Genomic DNA, 18,387 nt, shown 5'->3' on the forward strand with positions numbered 1-18,387 from the left:
CGAAGCGACAGCGCTGGCACGGCGTGTGTGGCTCTTTGACGCAGGGGTCAGGAACATGACCGTTCGTCGGCATTGAGTAACTTGTTGCGAATGTGTAAACCCGAAGAACTGAAACCTTGCGTCTACAGTCTTACCGAACACGAACATCTCAAGGAGCTTACATGTCACGTTTCATTCGCAGTGCAGCCACCCTCGCCCTCGGCGCCGCCACCCTCGCCAGCCTGCCTGCCATGGCCGCTGATGAACTGCATTACAACCAGATTTCCCTGCGTGCCGAAGTCAGCCAGGAAGTGGCGCGCGACCAGATGATCGTCACTCTTTACACCGAGTCGCAGAACTCCGACCCGGCCAAGCTGGCCGCCGAAATCACCACCACCATGAACAAGGCGCTGGCTCAGGCCCGTGAAGTCAAAGGCGTGACCTTGCGCCAGGGCAGCCGCAACAGCTACCCGATCTACGACAACAAGAACCAGAAGATCACCGGCTGGCGTGAACGCGCCGAGCTGCGCATGGAAAGCGCCGACTTTGCCGCGCTGTCCAAGCTCACCGGCGACATGCTGACCAACCTGAAAATGGACAGCATGGACTTCGCCATCGCCAACCCGACCCGCAAGGCCAGCGAAGATGCCTTGCTTAAAGAAGCAGTCACCGCGTTCAAGGCCCGTGCGCAACTGGCCACCGACGCGCTGGGCGGCAAGGGCTACAAAATCGTCAACCTGAACTTCAACACCAATGGTTACCCACAGCCCTACGCCCGCGGCGGGATGATGATGAAAGCCGCTGCGATGGATTCGGCGCCGACGCCGGAAGTCGAAGCCGGCACCAGCCAGGTGAGCATGAGTGCCGACGGAGTGATTGAAGTCCAGCAATAAACTTATTCAAGATAAAAGAATGGCGCGACCCTATAGGGCTCGCGCCTTTTTTTATCCAGAAGTTCCGACCAAGCGGGCAATATGCGCGCCGTTGAATATGGTCCACGTCTTATATCGTTGACTGCAAAATACCCAACATGTAAAAAAACCTGATACGTAAATGATATTTACTTACTTATGACTCGGAACTCTTCCTGCATATCCATCCACATAAGTGGATAGAACAATGTCGCTTCACCACGTACGCCATTTAAGGTTACACCAATGAAAGTGGTCGCTCATCCAACGGCGCAGCGCCATAAATATGCTTCCCGCACCCTGCCAGGTAACATAAAATGACAACATCGACTCAGTATAGTATTGTCCGTTACCCAACAGCACCAATTCCCGGATCTACCCAGGAAGAACGCACCGAGTCACAGGAACAGAAAGTCCCACAACCGTTGAGCAATAGTGAAACATATAGCCTAGAAAACAATACATCACAGACCAGCTCTGACGAGGTTGCATCTTCCACATTCGAATCCAATACCTACAAAACAACAATTTATGGATCGGGCAGCGCTTCTGCGCCTATAGCCGGGCTTTCTCTGCTGGAACGGGAACAGCTTGTTGACGCCTATGCCAACCGTGTAAAGGCGCAAATCGGAAATATAGAAAGTGGCAGCGAAGGCGAAAGAAACGTTAAGTTCCAGAATGTGCGTTTATTCATGGAGCCCTCTGGATATTTCAGTGCTGGCTTGTTGGCAGCCGGGTATGACCCGAATGAAAAAATCACGGTAACGTTCAACTCCTACGTAGGGAAATGGAAACCGGAACACCTGACCGATACCGACACACGCACCTACTTTGCATGGGAAATTGCAGCGGGTGCCCTTAAGCACGATAAGCCACCAGGAGGCGGTCTGCTCAATTTCCATCAGATGGAAATCGCGCCTAAAGATCAGAGTAAGATTAACGATCTGGAGTCACTTGGCAAGAAACTCCAAAATTACTGGGAAGACGAAATAGCCAAGCCGATGCGGGATGAGTCGGGAGAAATTACGAAGCGCTCAGGAAAAGCAGATAACTATATAACACGGGGAACCTTGCAAAGCCTGGCCAATAACAAGGAAAGTTTTAAAAAATTAAGCACTGAAGGCCAAGAGGCGGTTAATCGTACATTGGAAAATAATGGACAAGTCATTATCCCCAACATATATGGCTTTCCACTGGCGGGGTATGCATTTATCCCTTATACCCCCTATGACGGCAATTATGATCATAGACCCAATAAGGGCCTGATGATCGATTTGAAGAACGGCGCCGTCCATGAAATCAGGGGAGATGAAGATTTTTCCAACTGGACTAAAAGCAATCGAAATGATTTGCTGCGTAGCTTCAATGCCAGCGATAGGCAAGGAGGTAAAGATGCTCATTGGCCAAAGGCGGGGGATGTGCTCGACAACTTGATCGCAGGCAATCATGCCAGCTACCCGGGATACTCCAGCCTCCTAAAAGATAAAGCAGTACCGGTGTGGGAGACATTTAACTATACCGAATCACGGGGTAGCGAATATCGGTTGAAGTACGGCAACCTCGACTCCAGTATTGCGGCAAAATACCAGGAGGTGAACGCCAAAAATGCGGTGTGGTCCGACCAGACCGAAGTGTTTGGTTCCTCGCAGCAAATCTGGAAGGACGCGAAAGAATTGTGGGGGCGCACCTTTGGTTACGTGCCCATCCTTGGCAACGCGGGCAATATTTATTTCGGCGTCCATGACTCCACTTATGGCATGACAGCCGACGATCGCATTGGCGGGTCTGCTGCCGCAGTAATATCGGGCCTGCAATTACTGCACGAACTTGCGCCCTATGCGGCAGAGTCCGGATCGGGTGATGTACCGGCGAACGTTAACGCCCTGAAGGCCAAAGATTACAGCTGGGAATACAATTCAAAGACAAATGATTTTGAGTTGGTACGAGTGCAGAAGGAGCCAACGTCCCTGGCGCCAGTGGCCCCCATCACCGAAACCGTGTCGAAGGATGGCAATCTGGTCACACTCACAGGGACCAAAGACAACCTGAATAAAGTCGAAGATAACCTTTACACCTTTGCCGACATGAACAAAAAAGGTACCCAACATCGACTCAACATCATTGCCCACGGCGATGGTACGCACATCTTCTACAACGGCAAAAAACACACCCCGCAAGGGCTATACAACACGCTAAAGCGTAACGGCGTCATCGTTTCACACTATGACAACATTCGAATTTTGAGTTGTTACTCAGGAAAGCTCGGCGAAAACTCTTTCGCCGCCGAATTTCAACGGCTCACCGACCGTCCTGTTAAAGGCTATACAGGAGAGATCATTGCCAGGTACTCCGCCGAAGAGATTACAGGCGACTCTAACGTTATCTATAAGAGCGGCGAAAACCCGGTGGACAACCCTGATGCCATAAACAACAACAGTATCGAAAATAAGGAATTCAAACCGGAAAAAAACAACCCTTATTCGATTTTCCAGAACCCGTTCAAGTGGTGGAAATTCAGCTACAAACCCGTCGTATTCGCACCGGGTACTAACAGCCTGTAGCCCAGGAACGCCGACCGGGCCAAGTAGACCCTTCAGTGACCCCTACCTGACAATCCTGAACGGCGGTAACCTCGGTGACCGCCGTTTTCGTTTGGGCAGCCTTCAGCTGCCATCTCAGGGGTCTCCATGGAAAGAATCGCCTTTAAACCGCTCCTCCTCGCTGCCGGCCTGCTGGCATTTATGCCGATGGCCCAGGCGGCCAGCACCCTGGTCTACTGCTCCGAAGCCAGTCCCGCCGGTTTCGATCCCAGCCAGTACACCAGCGGCACCGATTTTGATGCCTCCGCCGAAACCGTGTTCAACCGCCTGACCCAGTTCAAGCGCGGCGGCACCGAAGTCGAACCGGGCCTGGCAACCAGTTGGGACGTGTCCAAAGACGGCCTGACCTACACCTTCCACCTGCGCGATGGCGTCAAGTTCCACACCACCGACTATTTCACCCCGACCCGCGACTTCAACGCCGATGACGTGCTGTTCACCTTCCAGCGCCTGCTCGACCCCGAGAACGCGTTCCGCAAGGCCTACCCATCGGAGTCGCCGTACTTCACCGACATGGGCTTGAACACCACCATCAAGAACGTCGAAAAACTCGACGAGCACACCGTGCGCTTCAACCTGAACAACGTCGACGCTTCTTTCGTGCAGAACCTGGCCATGAGCTTCGCCTCGGTGCAGTCCGCCGAATACGCCGCGCAGTTGCTCAAGGAAGGCAAGGCCGCCGACATCAACCAGAAGCCGGTGGGCACCGGGCCGTTTGTGTTCAAGCGTTACCAGAAGGATTCGCAGATTCGCTACAGCGCCAATAAACAGTATTGGAAGCCCGAAGACGTGAAGCTCGACAATCTGGTGTTCTCGATCACCCCGGATGCCGCCGTGCGCCTGCAAAAGCTCAAGGCCGGCGAGTGCCAGGCCAGCGGTTACCCGCGCCCTTCCGACATTGAAGTGATGAAGCAGGACCCGAACCTGCGGGTGCTCCAACAAGCCGGCTTCAATCTGGGCTTTCTCGCCTACAACGTGACCCACCCGCCCCTGGACCAGCTCAAGGTACGCCAGGCCCTGGACATGGCCATCGACAAGCCAGCAATCATCAAGGCGGTGTACCAGAGCGCCGGACAATTGGCGCAGAACGCGCTCCCTCCGGCGCAGTGGTCTTATGACCCGACGATCAAGGACGCACCCTACGACCCGGCCAAGGCTCGGGCGCTACTAAAAGAAGCAGGGGTTGCACCAGGTACCACCATCAATCTGTGGGCGATGACGGTTCAACGCGCGTCCAATCCCAATGCCCGAATGTCGGCGCAGATGATCCAGCAGGATTGGGAAAAGATCGGCATCAAGGCCAATATCGTCAGCTATGAGTGGGGCGAATACATCAAACGCGCCAAAGCCGGCGAGCATGACGTGATGATTTACGGCTGGACCGGCGACAACGGTGACCCGGATAACTGGCTCGGCGTGCTCTACAGTTGTGCTGCGGTGAAGGGCAGCAACTATGCCAAATGGTGTAATCCGGCCTACGACAAACTCGTGCAACAGGCCAAGGTCAGCAGTGACCGCGAGCAGCGCATCAAGTGGTATCAACAGGCACAAAAAATCCTTAAGGAACAAGTACCTATAACGCCTATCGCGAACTCGACGGTTTTCCAGCCCCTTCGAAAGGAAGTGCAGGATTTCAAAATCAGTCCATTTGGGCTCACACCGTTCTATGGCGTCAGTCTGAATAAGTAACAGCCCCGCCCCAACCGAGTGCGCCAGACGCCTCGGCTGGGCATTCCTGGTGCACGCCTCGCACCGAAAAAAACCCTCAAAAGTGCGTAAATGTGTCTGAACTTACACATATGCGACATTCGTGTACGTTCGTACCACTGTTTAGCCGTTGTAGGCTCTCAACATCTTGCATTGGGTATGGGCCCTGCATAAGTATCCGCAGGTCGACTCACGAGGTCGCCCTCACTACCAAAAATGACAACAAATCATGAGGCCAACATGCTTAAACACGCAGTCATTCCGTTATTAGTCAGCGCCGGTTTAATGGCTGCTGCACCTTTCGCCCAAGCGGCGAGCAACCTGGTGTTCTGCTCCGAAGGGAGCCCGGCCGGTTTTGATCCAGGCCAGTACACCACCGGAACAGACTTCGATGCTTCGGCCGAAACCATGTTCAACCGTCTGACCCAGTTTGAGCGCGGCGGCACCGCTGTTGTTCCTGGGCTGGCCACCACCTGGGACGTTTCCCCGGATGGCCTGACGTACACCTTCCACCTTCGTGAAGGCGTCAAGTTCCACACCACCCCGTACTTCAAGCCAACTCGTGAATTTTCGGCTGACGACGTACTGTTCACTTTCAACCGGATGATCAACAAAGATGATCCGTTCCGCAAAGCCTACCCAACCGAGTTCCCGTACTTCACGGACATGGGTATGGACACCAACATCAAGAACATCGAGAAAGTCGATGCCCATACCGTCAAGTTCACCCTTGGCACTGTGGACGCCGCCTTTATCCAGAACCTGGCAATGAGCTTCGCCTCCATCCAGTCGGCTGAATACGCCGCCCAACTGTTGAAGGAAGGCAAGGCACAGGACATCAACCAGAAGCCAATCGGTACTGGTCCGTTCGTGTTCAAGAGCTACCAGAAAGACTCCAACATCCGTTACACCGGCAACAAGGATTACTGGAAACCTGAAGATGTGAAGATCGACAACCTGATCTTCGCCATCACCACCGACCCGTCGGTGCGTATCCAGAAGCTGAAGAAAAACGAATGCCAGGTGACCCTGTTCCCGCGTCCGGCCGACCTCAAGGCGCTGGGTGAAGACAAGGACCTGAAACTGCCGCACCAGGCCGGTTTCAACCTGGGCTACATCGCCTACAACGTAATGCCGGTCCTCAAGGGCCAGACCGCGCCTAACCCGCTGTCGGACATCCGGGTGCGTGAAGCCCTGGACATGTCGGTGAACAAGCAACAGATCATCGACTCGGTTTACCAGGGCGCTGGCCAACTGGCCGTCAACGCCATGCCGCCAACCCAGTGGTCCTACGACACCACCATCAAGGACGCCCCGTTCGACGTGACCAAGGCCAAGGCTTTGCTCAAGGAAGCCGGCGTCAAGGAAGGCACCGAGATCACCCTGTGGGCGATGCCGGTCCAGCGTCCGTACAACCCGAACGCCAAGCTGATGGCTGAGATGCTGCAGAACGACTGGAAACAGATCGGCCTGAAAGTGAACATCGTCAGCTATGAGTGGGGCGAGTACATCAAGCGCTCCAAAGGCGGCGAGAACCAGGCCATGATCATTGGCTGGAGCGGCGACAATGGTGACCCGGACAACTGGCTGAACGTGCTGTTCGGCTGCGATTCCCTGGCCGGCAACAACTTCTCCAAGTGGTGCGACAAGAAATTCGATGGCATCGTGAAAGAAGCCAAGGCGACTTCCGACGTAGCCAAACGCACCGAGCTGTACAAGCAGGCGCAACATATCCTCAAAGATGCAGTCCCGATGACACCTATCGCGCACTCGACGGTGTATCAACCCATGCGCAACAACGTGCAGGACTTCAAGATCAGCCCATTTGGCTTGAACTCCTTCTACGGCGTGAGCGTAAGCGGCAAGTAAGGGTCACTGGCGGCGACGTTTCATAAACGTCGCCGTTATTGCATCCGCCAAGACCGTAGGAAACAGACCACATCCGCACACGCTGCCGTCCTACGGCAGCTAACTGCGAATCGCGGCTCCGTTGCCTACAAGGTCTGTCAGATTCGTTGCATTTACTGCCCGGCTCCCGACCCATAACGTCGTGGCACGGCAGAAGCATCGTCTCTGATAAGGCAACTGCCGTTGTGGGATCAGTGTTGTCCCAGGGCCCAGGCCTTGGGATTGCTCACTGACGAAAACAACAAACAAGGATCGGGATTGTCATGCGCCATACCACCGTTCTATCCGCGATATTTGGCACCAGCCTGTTGGCTGTGGCCTCGATGGGCCAGGCTGCCGAGAAAAAGAGCCTGGTGTTTTGCTCCGAAGGCAGCCCGGCTGGCTTCGACACCGCGCAATACACGACGGCCACCGATAACGACGCCGCCGAGCCTATCTACAACCGCTTGGCCGAGTTTGAAAAAGGCGCGACCAATGTCGTACCGGGCCTTGCAACCCGTTGGGATATTTCCGAAGACGGCCTGACCTACACCTTCCACCTGCGCGAAGGGGTGAAATTCCACAGCAACAAGGACTTCAAGCCGACGCGTGATTTCAACGCCGACGACGTGCTGTTCACCTTCAATCGCATGCTTGACCCCGAACATCCGTTCCGCAAGGCCTACCCCACCGAGTTTCCGTACTTCAACGGGATGAGCCTGAACAAGAACATTGCGAAGGTCGAAAAAACCGACCCGCACACCGTGGTGATGACCCTGAACACGGTCGACGCCGCGTTTATCCAGAACATCGCCATGAGCTTCGCCTCGATCCTGTCGGCTGAATACGCCGACCATTTGCTCAAGGTCGGCAAGCCCAGCGACATCAACCAGAAGCCGATCGGCACCGGGCCGTTCGTGTTCCAGCGTTACCAGAAAGACTCGCAGATCCGCTACACCGGCAACAAACAGTACTGGGACCCGAGCCGCGTGAAGCTCGACCAGCTGATTTTTGCGATCAACACCGACGCGTCGGTGCGGGTACAAAAGCTCAAGGCCGGCGAATGCCAGATCACCCTGCACCCGCGCCCGGCCGACGTCGAAGCCCTGAAGGCCGACCCGAAGCTGCAACTGCTGACCAAACCCGGCTTCAACCTCGGCTACATCGCCTATAACGTGCGGCACAAGCCCTTCGACCAGCTTGAAGTGCGCCAGGCCCTGGACATGGCGGTGAACAAGCAGAGCATTCTCAACGCCGTGTACCAGGGCGCGGGGCAACTGGCGGTCAATGCCATGCCGCCGACCCAGTGGTCTTACGACGACACCATCAAGGACGCCGCCTACAACCCGGAAAAAGCCAAGGAATTGCTCAAGGCTGCCGGCGTGAAGGAAGGCACCGAGATCACCCTGTGGGCGATGCCGGTGCAACGGCCGTACAACCCCAACGCCAAGCTGATGGCCGAAATGCTGCAAAGCGATTGGGCGAAGATTGGCCTCAAGGTCAAGATCGTCAGCTATGAATGGGGCGAGTACATCAAGCGCACCAAAAATGGCGAGCACGACATCAGCCTGATCGGCTGGACCGGCGACAACGGTGACCCGGACAACTGGCTGGGCACCCTCTACAGCTGCGACGCCATCGGCGGGAACAACTACTCGATGTGGTGTGACCCGGCGTACGACAAGCTGATCAAGCAAGCCAAGGTCGTGACCGACCGCGAACAAAGGACTGTTCTGTACAAACAGGCGCAGCAACTGCTTAAAGCACAGGTGCCGATCACGCCAGTCGCCCACTCGACGGTCAACCAGCCGTTAAGCGCCAAAGTCGAAGGCTTCAAAGTGAGCCCCTTCGGCCGCAACGTGTTCTCGGGCGTCAGTATCAACCCATAAAAAGATAACCGGATTGCGCAGGGTGAGCATTCACCTTGCTGCAAACGTGCAGCCTTATTTCGGGTTTTAGCCCAAGGCAAACGTTTGCAAAGGCTTGAAAGAGTTACACACCCAATAGCCGGTTCACCTAAAAAGACCGGCATTAAAAAGAGAACCAAAGGAGCTTCACCCATGAAACTGAGCAGCACCGCGCTACTGGCCCTGGCCATCAGCAGCATCACGGCTACCGCCTACGCTGAACCTGCAAGCCAGGACTTCGTTCCAACCACACTGGCCGGCACCAGCGCCCAAAGCGAGGCCAAAGGCTTTATCGACGGAGCAAGCCTGGGCGGTACAACCCGTAACTGGTTCTCCAACGAACAGCGCTTCCGTGGCAGCAAGTTCACCTACCAGAAGCACGGCGAAGCCCGTACTGACAATTACCGTACCAACTGGGTGCAAGGCACCATCCTCAACGCTACCTCGGGCTTCACCCAAGGCACCGTTGGCGTGAGCACTGAAGTGGCCGTCTACAACGCTGTGGTCCTGGACCGTAGCAAGCGTGACATCAAGGGCGGCTCTAACCGTACCCTGGCCGACTCCGACGGCGACGCCGTAGACCAGTGGAGCAAACTGGGCCTGGCCAACGTCAAGTTCCGTGTGTCGAACACCACCTTGACCGCCGGTCGCCAGAACTTCAGCAGCGGCATTATCGACACCATCGGTAACCGTGCACTGCCTTCGAGCTTCGAAGGTGTGAGCTTCAACAGCGAAGAGTTCAGCAACCTGTCGTTCCAGGGCGGCGTGTTTGACCGCGTTTCGCCACGGACCGAGCAGAGCCTGTCGAAATTCCGCACTGAATACGGCAATGGCCGCCAGGAAACCGACAAGGTCAACACCCTGGGCGTCAACTACCAGCCGTTCAAGAGCCTGAAGACCAGCCTGTTCGCCGCTAACGTAGAAGACTTCTGGAACCAGTACTACTTCGGCGCTACCCACGAGCTGGGTGACAGCCAGACCCTGTCCCTGACCACCGGCCTGAACTACTACAAAACCGTCGACGAAGGCAAAAAGTTGATGGGCAAGATCGACAACGACACCTACTCGCTGTCGTTCGGCCTGACCCACCAGGCTCACAGCCTGACCTTCTCGTACCAGGCCGTGAACGGCGACGAGTACTTCGACTACCTGCACGAAACCAACGGTATCTACCTGGCCAACTCCCTGACGTCCGACTTTAACGGTCCGAACGAGAAGTCCTTCCAGATTGCCTACGGCATCAACATGGCCGAATACGGCGTGCCAGGCCTGAAGTTCAACGTCTACTCGGCTCGTGGCTGGGGTATCGACGGTACTCACTACACCGGCGACGGCGGCCGCGCAGGCTTTGCCTACAACGGCATTCAGGCCCAGGACGGCGAGAAACACCAGGAATACGGTGTAGGCGCGGCTTACGCGATCCAGAGCGGCGCACTCAAGGCCACCACCATTCGTGGTACCTACGTGACTCACCGTGCCAGCGCCAACCAGGCTGACGGCAACCTGCGTGAGTTCCGCCTGGTAACCACCATCCCGTTCAACATTCTTTAATCAGCGCCAGGTAGGCGGCGGGCTCAGGACGAGCCTGCCGCCTACGCTTGTCTGGTCCAATCGATTGCAGAGGGCTCTTAGATGAAAATGCTCCCGTTACAAGCTGCCATTGCCGCTGCGCTGTTGAGCGTCGCTGTCGGCATCTCGGCCAAACCGTTGGTCGTCTGCACCGAAGCCAGCCCGGAAGGCTTCGATCCGGTCCTGTACACCACGGCTGTCACCGCTGACGCTGCGGCTGAAACCATGTTCAACCGCCTGGTGGACTTCAAGCCCGGCACCACCGAAGTGATCCCGGCGCTCGCCAAGGACCTCCCAGAAATCAGTGCCGATGGCCTGACCTACACCTTTCACCTGCGTGACGACATCAAGTTCCACACCACCGACTACTTCAAACCCACGCGCAACATGAATGCCGACGACGTGCTTTGGAGCTTCCAGCGCCAGCTGGACCCGAAACACCCGTGGCACACCAAGTCCAACGTGGGCTACCCGTACTTTGAAAGCATGGGCTTCAAGGAACTGCTCAAGAGCGTAGAGAAGACCGATGACCACACCGTGGTCTTCACCCTGACCCGCCCTGAAGCACCGTTCCTGGCCGACCTGGCCATGGCGTTTTCCTCGATTCACTCCGCCGAATACGCCGACCAGTTGCTCAAGTCCGGCAAGACCGATGACCTGAACGCCAAGCCAATCGGCACCGGCCCGTTCATCTTCACCCGCTACGCCAAAGACGCCCAAGTGCGCTTCAAGGCCAACCCGGACTACTTCCGTGGCAAGCCGCCGGCCGATCCGCTGATCCTGGCCATCACCACCGACAACAACGTGCGCCTGCAAAAGCTCAAGGCCAACGAATGCCAGATCGCGCTGTATCCGAAACCGGATGACGTGCCGAGCATGAAGGCCGACCCGAACCTGAAGGTGGCGGAACTGGCAGCCATGACCACCGCCTACACCGCCATGAACACCACCCACAAGTACATGAGCGACGCGCGGGTGCGCCACGCGATCAACATCGCGTTCGACAAGAAAGGCTACAACGAGTCCCTGTACGGCAAAGGCAACGCGGTCGACGCCACCGGCCCGTACCCGCCAACGCTGCTGGGTTTCAGCGACAAGCTGAAGAACCCGCCGCGTGACCTCGACAAGGCCCGCGCCCTGCTCAAGGAAGCCGGCGTACCGGAAGGCACCGAGTTCACCCTGTTCACCCGCAACGGCGGCGGCCCGACCAACCCCAACCCGATGCTCGGCGCCCAGCGCATGCAGGCGGACCTGGCGCAAATCGGCCTGAAAGTGAACATCAGGGTCATGGAATGGGGCGAAATGCTCAAGCGCGCCAAAAATGGCGAACATGACATGGTCTCCGCCGGCTGGGCGGGGGATAACGGGGACCCGGATAACTTCCTCACGCCGAACTTGAGTTGCGATGCAGCGAAAAACGGCGAAAACTACGCCCGCTGGTGTAACAAAGAGTTTCAAGACTTGATCGACAAGGCGCGCGCCATCGCTGAACCCACCCAGCGCGCTGCACTCTATGAACAAGCAATGGACGTTTTCGACAAGGACCAACCATGGATTCCCATGGCTTACCCGAAAATGTTCACCGCCATGCGTAAAAACGTCGAGGGTTATACCCAAAGCCCTCTGACCACAAATAACTTCGCCACCACCCAGGTGAAGTAGATAAGAGACGCTCGGCACCGTCGACATTGACGGTGCCGAACCTGCCTAACCGGCTGATTGAGGTACACAACAAGATGTTTAGTTTTATTGCCCGCCGATTGGGGTTATTGATCCCCACGTTTTTCGGCATCACCTTGCTGACTTTCGCGTTGATTCGCATGATCCCTGGCGACCCCGTCGAAGTCATGATGGGCGAACGACGAGTCGACCCCGAGATGCACGCTCAGGCAATGGAACGCCTTGGTCTGAACAAACCGCTCTACGCGCAATACCTGGATTATGTCGGCAAGCTCGCCCAGGGCGACCTCGGCGAATCCCTGCGCACCCGTACCAGCGTGTGGACTGAATTCACCGCACTCTTCCCCGCGACCCTGGAACTGTCCATGGCCGCCCTGTTGTTCGCCGGCATCCTGGGGCTGTTAGCCGGGGTGATCGCGGCCTTGAAGCGAGGATCCCTGTTCGACCATGGGGTGATGGGCATCTCCCTGGCGGGATATTCGATGCCGATCTTCTGGTGGGGCCTGATCCTGATCATGTTCTTCTCCGTGAGCCTGGGCTGGACACCTGTGTCCGGGCGGATCGACCTGCTCTACGACATCGAGCCGCGCACCGGCTTCATGCTGATCGACACTCTGCTGGCTGGCGAAACGGATGCTTTCTGGGACGCCCTGCACCACCTGATCCTGCCGGCCATCGTGCTCGGCACCATCCCGCTGGCCGTTATCGCGCGGATGACCCGTTCGTCGATGCTCGAAGTGCTGCGCGAAGACTACATTCGCACCGCCAAGGCCAAAGGCCTGTCGCCGGCGCGCGTGGTGTTCGTCCACGGCCTGCGTAACGCGTTGATCCCGGTACTCACCGTGGTCGGCCTGCAAGTCGGCACACTGCTGGCCGGTGCGGTCCTGACCGAAACCATCTTCTCGTGGCCCGGCATCGGCAAATGGCTGATTGAAGCCATTGGCGCACGGGATTATCCCGTGGTGCAAAACGGCATCCTGTTAATCGCCTGCCTGGTGATTCTGGTGAACTTCGTGGTGGATATCCTCTACGGCTTCGCCAACCCACGCATCCGTCACCAGCGCTGAGATCATGACCATGACCACACCTACTCCCGCGGTAGCAGTCGATCAAAGCCTGCTGTATCCGTCCCCGTACAAAGAATTCTGGCAAGCCTTTTCCAAGAACAAGGGCGCCGTTGCCGGCCTGTTGTTCATGTTGCTGGTGGTGTTTTGCGCGCTGTTCGCCCCTTGGGTGGCACCGCATAACCCGAGCGAGCAATACCGTGACTTCCTGCTGACCCCTCCGGCCTGGCTGGAAGGCGGGCAGATCCAGTTCCTGCTGGGCACCGATGAACTGGGTCGTGACCTGCTGTCGCGCCTGATCCAGGGCTCGCGCCTGTCGTTGCTGATCGGCTTGTCGTCGGTAGTGATGTCGCTGATCCCGGGGATCCTGCTGGGCCTGTTCGCCGGCTTCTTCCCGCGCCTGCTCGGCCCGACCATCATGCGTTTGATGGACATCATGCTGGCCCTGCCGTCGCTGCTGCTGGCCGTAGCCATTGTCGCGATCCTCGGCCCTGGCCTGATCAACACCGTGATCGCGATTGCGATCGTATCGCTGCCGTCCTATGTGCGTCTGACCCGCGCCGCGGTGATGGGCGAACTGAACCGTGACTACGTGACCGCCGCCCGCCTCGCCGGCGCCGGCCTGCCGCGCCTGATGTTCGTCACCGTGCTGCCGAATTGCATGGCGCCGCTGATCGTTCAGGCCACCTTGAGTTTCTCCTCGGCGATTCTCGATGCCGCTGCCCTTGGCTTCCTGGGCCTTGGCGTACAACCGCCAACGCCTGAGTGGGGCACCATGCTGGCCTCGGCCCGCGACTACATCGAACGCGCCTGGTGGGTCGTGAGCCTGCCTGGCTTGACCATTTTGCTCAGCGTGCTGGCAATCAACCTGATGGGCGACGGCCTGCGCGATGCGCTGGACCCGAAACTCAAGAACGCCGCCTGAGGAGATTCCCATGTCACTGCTAGAAATCAAGAATCTCAATGTCCGCTTCGGCGACAAGACCGCCGTACCGGTGGTCGATGGCCTCGACATCTCCGTCGACAAAGGCGAAGTATTGGCGATCGTGGGCGAGTCGGGTTCGGGTAAATCCGTGACCATGATGGCGCTGATGGGCCTGATCGAGCACCCCGGCATCGTCACCGCCGATGCCCTGAACTTCGACGGCAAGGACATGCTCAAGCTGAGCAACCGTCAGCGTCGGCAGATCGTCGGCAAAGACCTGGCGATGGTGTTCCAGGACCCGATGACCGCGCTGAACCCAAGCTACACCGTGGGCTTCCAGATCGAAGAAGTGCTGCGCCTGCATCTGAAAATGTCCGGCAAGCAAGCGCGCAAGCGTGCCATCGAACTGCTCGAAAAGGTGGAAATCCCGGGCGCAGCCAGCCGAATGGATGCCTACCCGCACCAACTGTCCGGTGGCATGAGTCAGCGTGTGGCTATCGCCATGGCAATCGCCGGCGAGCCGAAACTGCTGATCGCCGATGAACCGACCACAGCCCTCGACGTGACCATCCAGGCCCAGATCATGGAACTGCTGCTGGCCTTGCAGAAAGAGCAGAACATGGGCCTGGTGCTGATCACCCACGACCTCGCGGTGGTGGCCGAAACCGCCCAGCGCGTGTGCGTGATGTACGCCGGCCAGGCCGTGGAAGTCGGCCAGGTGCCACAGTTGTTCGACATCCCGGCGCACCCGTACAGCGAAGCGCTGCTCAAGGCGATTCCCGAGCACAGCCTGGGTGCCACCCGCCTGGCCACGCTGCCGGGCATCGTGCCTGGCCGTTATGACCGCCCGCAGGGTTGCCTGCTGTCGCCGCGCTGCCCGTATGTGCAGGAATCCTGCCGCGCCCAACGCCCGGGCCTTGACCCGAAAAGCAACAGCCTCGCCCGCTGCTTCTACCCGCTGAATCAGGAGGTGGCGTAATGGCCGTCGTACTTACCGCCCGCGACCTGACCCGTCACTACGAAGTGTCCCGTGGCCTGTTCAAGGGCCACGCCCTGGTGCGTGCCCTCAACGGCGTGTCGTTCGAACTGGAAGCCGGCAAGACCCTCGCGGTCGTGGGCGAATCCGGTTGCGGCAAATCCACCCTGGCCCGCGCCCTGACGCTGATTGAAGAACCGTCTTCAGGCTCGCTGAAAATCGCCGGGCAAGAAGTCACCGGTGCCGACAAGGCCCAGCGCAAGCAATTGCGCAAAGACGTGCAGATGGTGTTCCAGAGCCCGTACGCCTCGTTGAACCCGCGCCAGAAGGTCGGTGACCAACTGGGCGAACCGCTGCTGATCAACACCAACCTGTCCGCCGCCGAGCGTCGGGAAAAGGTCCAGGCGATGATGAAGCAGGTGGGCCTGCGCCCCGAGCATTATCAGCGCTACCCGCACATGTTCTCCGGTGGCCAGCGCCAGCGGATCGCACTGGCCCGGGCAATGATGCTGCAACCCAAGGTGCTGGTGGCGGATGAACCGACCTCGGCGCTGGACGTGTCGATCCAGGCCCAGGTGCTGAACCTGTTCATGGACCTGCAGCAGGAATTCAACACCGCCTACGTGTTCATCTCCCACAACCTCGCGGTGGTGCAACACGTCGCCGATGACGTGATGGTGATGTACCTCGGCCGCCCGGTTGAAGTGGGCCCGAAGGAAGACATCTACGCGCGCCCGCTGCATCCCTACACCCAGGCGCTGCTGTCGGCGACCCCGACCATTCATCCGGACCCGAACAAACCGAAGATCAAAATCGTCGGCGAGTTGCCCAACCCGTTGAACCCGCCGTCCGGCTGCGCATTCCACAAGCGCTGCCCGTACGCGACCCAGCTGTGCAGCACCGATGAACCGGTGCTACGACCACTCGACAACCGCCAGGTGGCTTGCCACTACGCGGAGCAATTTGTGGTCTGACAGGCAAAAAAAATGCTCTGGAGGGTGAGTCCAGAGCATTCCAGTGTTCTACAGCCCTGCTTGTCGGATAGCGCATCTGTCCGGTAAGCGGGGCTTTCTTTTGCCTGCGTTACTTACGTATCGCTGTCGCCATCGTTGTAGGTGTCGCTGTCTTCGCCGTCATTGTCCGGGTTTTCGGCGTCGTCATCGTCCTTGGAACCGCCCTGGTTCTCGTCACCGGGCTCGGATTCACTCTTGGCCAGCTGCAAGCCACCCGCCTGTACCGTCTTCGCCGCCACAAACCCTGTGCCATGGCTTTGCACGGCCGTATTGGCCCACGCGGCAGACATGCCCAGTGACATCATCACCAGCACTTTGAGCAACAGCACCACACGTTGAAAGATACTCATGGTCGAATTCCGCCCAGTCAGGAGTTGAATTGCGTACGACGGCTGTCCGCCGTCGCCTTGCTTCAAGCTAGTCCCGAACTGAAGTTTTCGCCAATGAAACAACCCGGATAGCAGCCAAAGAAAAAGGCGAAGCCATCACAGCTTCGCCCTCTCTTATATCGCCAACCCTTAGTGATGCTCGCGGGTCGCGCGGAATTTCACATCCGGCCAGCGCTCTTCCATCAGCGCCAGGTTGACCCGGGTCGGGGCCAGGTAGGTCAGGTGACCACCGCCGTCGATCGCGAGGTTTTCCACCGCCTTGATCTTGAACTCTTCCAGCTTCTTCTTATCGCTGCAATCGATCCAGCGCGCGGAGTACACGGTGATCGGCTCGTAGGAGCATTCGACCTTGTATTCCTCTTTAAGGCGACTGGCCACCACATCGAACTGCAGCACACCCACGGCGCCGAGGATGATGTCGTTACTGCGCTCCGGGAAGAACACCTGGGTGGCGCCCTCTTCCGCCAGCTGCTGCAAACCCTGGCGCAGTTGCTTGGATTTCAGCGGGTCACGCAGGCGTACGCGGCGGAACAGTTCCGGGGCGAAGTGCGGGATACCGGTGAAGCCCAGCACTTCGCCTTCGGTGAAAGTGTCACCGATCTGGATGGTGCCGTGGTTGTGCAAGCCGATGATGTCGCCGGCAAACGCCTCTTCCAGTTGCTCACGCTCGGAGGAGAAGAAGGTCAGGGCGTCGCCGATGCGCACGTCCTTGCCGGTGCGCACGTGGCGCATCTTCATGCCTTTTTCGTATTTGCCGGAGCAGATGCGCATGAAGGCGATGCGGTCGCGGTGCTTGGGGTCCATGTTCGCCTGGATCTTGAACACGAAGCCGGCAAACTTCTCTTCCACAGGCTCCACGGTACGCTCGTTGGCAACCCGGGCCAGCGGCTTGGGTGCCCAATTGACCACGGCGTCGAGCACGTGGTCGACACCGAAGTTGCCCAGGGCGGTCCCGAAGAACACCGGCGTCAGCTGGCCGTCGAGGAATTCCTGCTGGTTGAACTCGTGGCAGGCGCCCTGCACCAGTTCCAGCTGGTCGACAAACCGGTCGTACTCGTCACCCAGGTGGGCGCGGGCTTCGTCGGAGTCGAGCTTCTCGATGATTTTCACATCGGTACGTTCGTGGCCGTGGCCGGCGGTGTACACAATGATGTAGTCGTCGGCCAGGTGGTACACGCCCTTGAAGTCGCGGTAGCAGCCAATCGGCCAGGTGATCGGCGCGGCCTTGATCTTCAGGACGGCTTCGATTTCGTCCAGCAGTTCGATCGGGTCGCGGATGTCACGGTCGAGTTTGTTGATAAAGCTGACAATCGGCGTGTCCCGCAGACGGCAGACGTCCATCAGCGCGATGGTGCGGGGCTCAACGCCTTTACCGCCGTCGAGGACCATCAGGGCCGAGTCCACCGCGGTCAGGGTGCGGTAGGTGTCTTCGGAGAAGTCTTCGTGGCCCGGGGTGTCGAGCAGGTTGATCATGTGATCGCGATACGGGAACTGCATGACCGACGTGGTGATGGAGATACCACGCTGCTTTTCCATTTCCATCCAGTCAGAGGTGGCATGGCGGTCGGATTTACGGGATTTCACCGTGCCGGCCACCGCGATCGCCTTGCCCATCAGCAACAGCTTCTCGGTGATGGTGGTTTTACCGGCATCGGGGTGGGAAATAATGGCGAAAGTGCGGCGTTTCGCGACTTCGGCGGCCTGGTGGGTCATGGGAAATCGCCTGGCAGGTGAGTCAAAAAAGGGCGGCGAGTATAGCGCAAACCCGAGGTGACGGACC

At 58.1% G+C, this 18,387-nt stretch carries 13 protein-coding genes; 11 read left to right on the forward strand and 2 right to left on the reverse strand.

The genetic code is table 11. The annotated features are described in order from the left end of the window. Positions 1-161: 161 nt before the first annotated feature. The 11 genes from M2400_RS09895 (at position 162) to M2400_RS09945 (ending at position 16,179) form a co-directional block, all read left to right on the forward strand. A complete protein-coding gene (locus M2400_RS09895; RefSeq protein ID WP_177043418.1) occupies positions 162-872 on the forward strand; it encodes an SIMPL domain-containing protein in 711 nt (236 codons plus the stop codon). Positions 873-1,207: 335 nt separating this feature from the next. Then, positions 1,208-3,451, forward strand: a complete 2,244-nt coding sequence (locus M2400_RS09900; RefSeq protein ID WP_259195864.1) for a hypothetical protein — start codon at positions 1,208-1,210, stop codon at positions 3,449-3,451. Positions 3,452-3,577: 126 nt separating this feature from the next. After that, complete coding sequence (locus tag M2400_RS09905) at positions 3,578-5,179, forward strand: ABC transporter substrate-binding protein (RefSeq protein WP_259195865.1); 1,602 nt, start codon at positions 3,578-3,580, stop codon at positions 5,177-5,179. Between the two features lie 258 nt (positions 5,180-5,437). Beyond that, positions 5,438-7,066, forward strand: coding sequence for an ABC transporter substrate-binding protein (locus tag M2400_RS09910; RefSeq protein ID WP_177077925.1), 1,629 nt, complete (start codon positions 5,438-5,440; stop codon positions 7,064-7,066). 362 nt (positions 7,067-7,428) lie between these two features. Further along, positions 7,429-8,973, forward strand: a complete 1,545-nt coding sequence (locus M2400_RS09915) for an ABC transporter substrate-binding protein (protein WP_405046170.1) — start codon at positions 7,429-7,431, stop codon at positions 8,971-8,973. A 171-nt stretch (positions 8,974-9,144) separates the two neighbouring features. Next, positions 9,145-10,542: an OprD family porin gene (locus M2400_RS09920; protein WP_177113445.1), complete on the forward strand. Its 1,398-nt coding sequence runs from the start codon at positions 9,145-9,147 to the stop codon at positions 10,540-10,542. 81 nt (positions 10,543-10,623) lie between these two features. Further along, the gene (locus M2400_RS09925; protein WP_259195867.1) at positions 10,624-12,222 is read left to right on the forward strand and encodes an ABC transporter substrate-binding protein; all 1,599 of its coding nucleotides are present in this window, start codon (positions 10,624-10,626) and stop codon (positions 12,220-12,222) included. A gap of 74 nt (positions 12,223-12,296) precedes the next feature. After that, positions 12,297-13,307, forward strand: a complete 1,011-nt coding sequence (locus M2400_RS09930; protein WP_177043413.1) for an ABC transporter permease subunit — start codon at positions 12,297-12,299, stop codon at positions 13,305-13,307. A gap of 10 nt (positions 13,308-13,317) precedes the next feature. After that, positions 13,318-14,229 (forward strand): ABC transporter permease subunit, encoded by a 912-nt coding sequence (locus M2400_RS09935; protein WP_003215991.1) that lies wholly within the window; start codon positions 13,318-13,320, stop codon positions 14,227-14,229. A gap of 10 nt (positions 14,230-14,239) precedes the next feature. Next, positions 14,240-15,208: an ABC transporter ATP-binding protein gene (locus tag M2400_RS09940; protein WP_017138287.1), complete on the forward strand. Its 969-nt coding sequence runs from the start codon at positions 14,240-14,242 to the stop codon at positions 15,206-15,208. Further along, positions 15,208-16,179 carry a peptide ABC transporter ATP-binding protein gene (locus M2400_RS09945; RefSeq protein WP_177043412.1) on the forward strand — a complete coding sequence of 324 codons (972 nt, stop codon included), beginning with the start codon at positions 15,208-15,210 and terminating at the stop codon, positions 16,177-16,179. The genes M2400_RS09940 and M2400_RS09945 overlap by 1 nt, the downstream gene beginning before the upstream one ends. A 113-nt stretch (positions 16,180-16,292) precedes the next feature. Here M2400_RS09945 and M2400_RS09950 read toward each other — a convergent pair whose 3' ends face one another. After that, positions 16,293-16,568, reverse strand: a complete 276-nt coding sequence (locus M2400_RS09950) for a hypothetical protein (protein WP_003215984.1) — start codon at positions 16,566-16,568, stop codon at positions 16,293-16,295. 168 nt (positions 16,569-16,736) lie between these two features. After that, complete coding sequence (locus M2400_RS09955; RefSeq protein ID WP_010175060.1) at positions 16,737-18,320, reverse strand: peptide chain release factor 3; 1,584 nt, start codon at positions 18,318-18,320, stop codon at positions 16,737-16,739. Between the last annotated feature and the right edge of the window lie 67 nt (positions 18,321-18,387).

This window comes from Pseudomonas sp. BIGb0558 (assembly GCF_024807515.1).
In the GTDB taxonomy this organism is placed as follows: domain Bacteria; phylum Pseudomonadota; class Gammaproteobacteria; order Pseudomonadales; family Pseudomonadaceae; genus Aquipseudomonas; species Aquipseudomonas yamanorum_A.

Bases quoted from the DNA above. Each gene is read 5' to 3' on its own strand.
- M2400_RS09915 (WP_405046170.1), top strand. From the start codon at position 7,429: ATGGGCCAGGCTGCCGAGAAAAAGAGCCTGGTGTTTTGCTCCGAAGGC.
- M2400_RS09955 (WP_010175060.1), bottom strand. From the start codon at position 18,320: ATGACCCACCAGGCCGCCGAAGTCGCGAAACGCCGCACTTTCGCCATT.
- M2400_RS09940 (WP_017138287.1), top strand. From the start codon at position 14,240: ATGTCACTGCTAGAAATCAAGAATCTCAATGTCCGCTTCGGCGACAAG.
- M2400_RS09920 (WP_177113445.1), top strand. From the start codon at position 9,145: ATGAAACTGAGCAGCACCGCGCTACTGGCCCTGGCCATCAGCAGCATC.
- M2400_RS09945 (WP_177043412.1), top strand. From the start codon at position 15,208: ATGGCCGTCGTACTTACCGCCCGCGACCTGACCCGTCACTACGAAGTG.
- M2400_RS09925 (WP_259195867.1), top strand. From the start codon at position 10,624: ATGAAAATGCTCCCGTTACAAGCTGCCATTGCCGCTGCGCTGTTGAGC.
- M2400_RS09895 (WP_177043418.1), top strand. From the start codon at position 162: ATGTCACGTTTCATTCGCAGTGCAGCCACCCTCGCCCTCGGCGCCGCC.
- M2400_RS09950 (WP_003215984.1), bottom strand. From the start codon at position 16,568: ATGAGTATCTTTCAACGTGTGGTGCTGTTGCTCAAAGTGCTGGTGATG.
- M2400_RS09905 (WP_259195865.1), top strand. From the start codon at position 3,578: ATGGAAAGAATCGCCTTTAAACCGCTCCTCCTCGCTGCCGGCCTGCTG.
- M2400_RS09900 (WP_259195864.1), top strand. From the start codon at position 1,208: ATGACAACATCGACTCAGTATAGTATTGTCCGTTACCCAACAGCACCA.
- M2400_RS09935 (WP_003215991.1), top strand. From the start codon at position 13,318: ATGACCACACCTACTCCCGCGGTAGCAGTCGATCAAAGCCTGCTGTAT.
- M2400_RS09910 (WP_177077925.1), top strand. From the start codon at position 5,438: ATGCTTAAACACGCAGTCATTCCGTTATTAGTCAGCGCCGGTTTAATG.
- M2400_RS09930 (WP_177043413.1), top strand. From the start codon at position 12,297: ATGTTTAGTTTTATTGCCCGCCGATTGGGGTTATTGATCCCCACGTTT.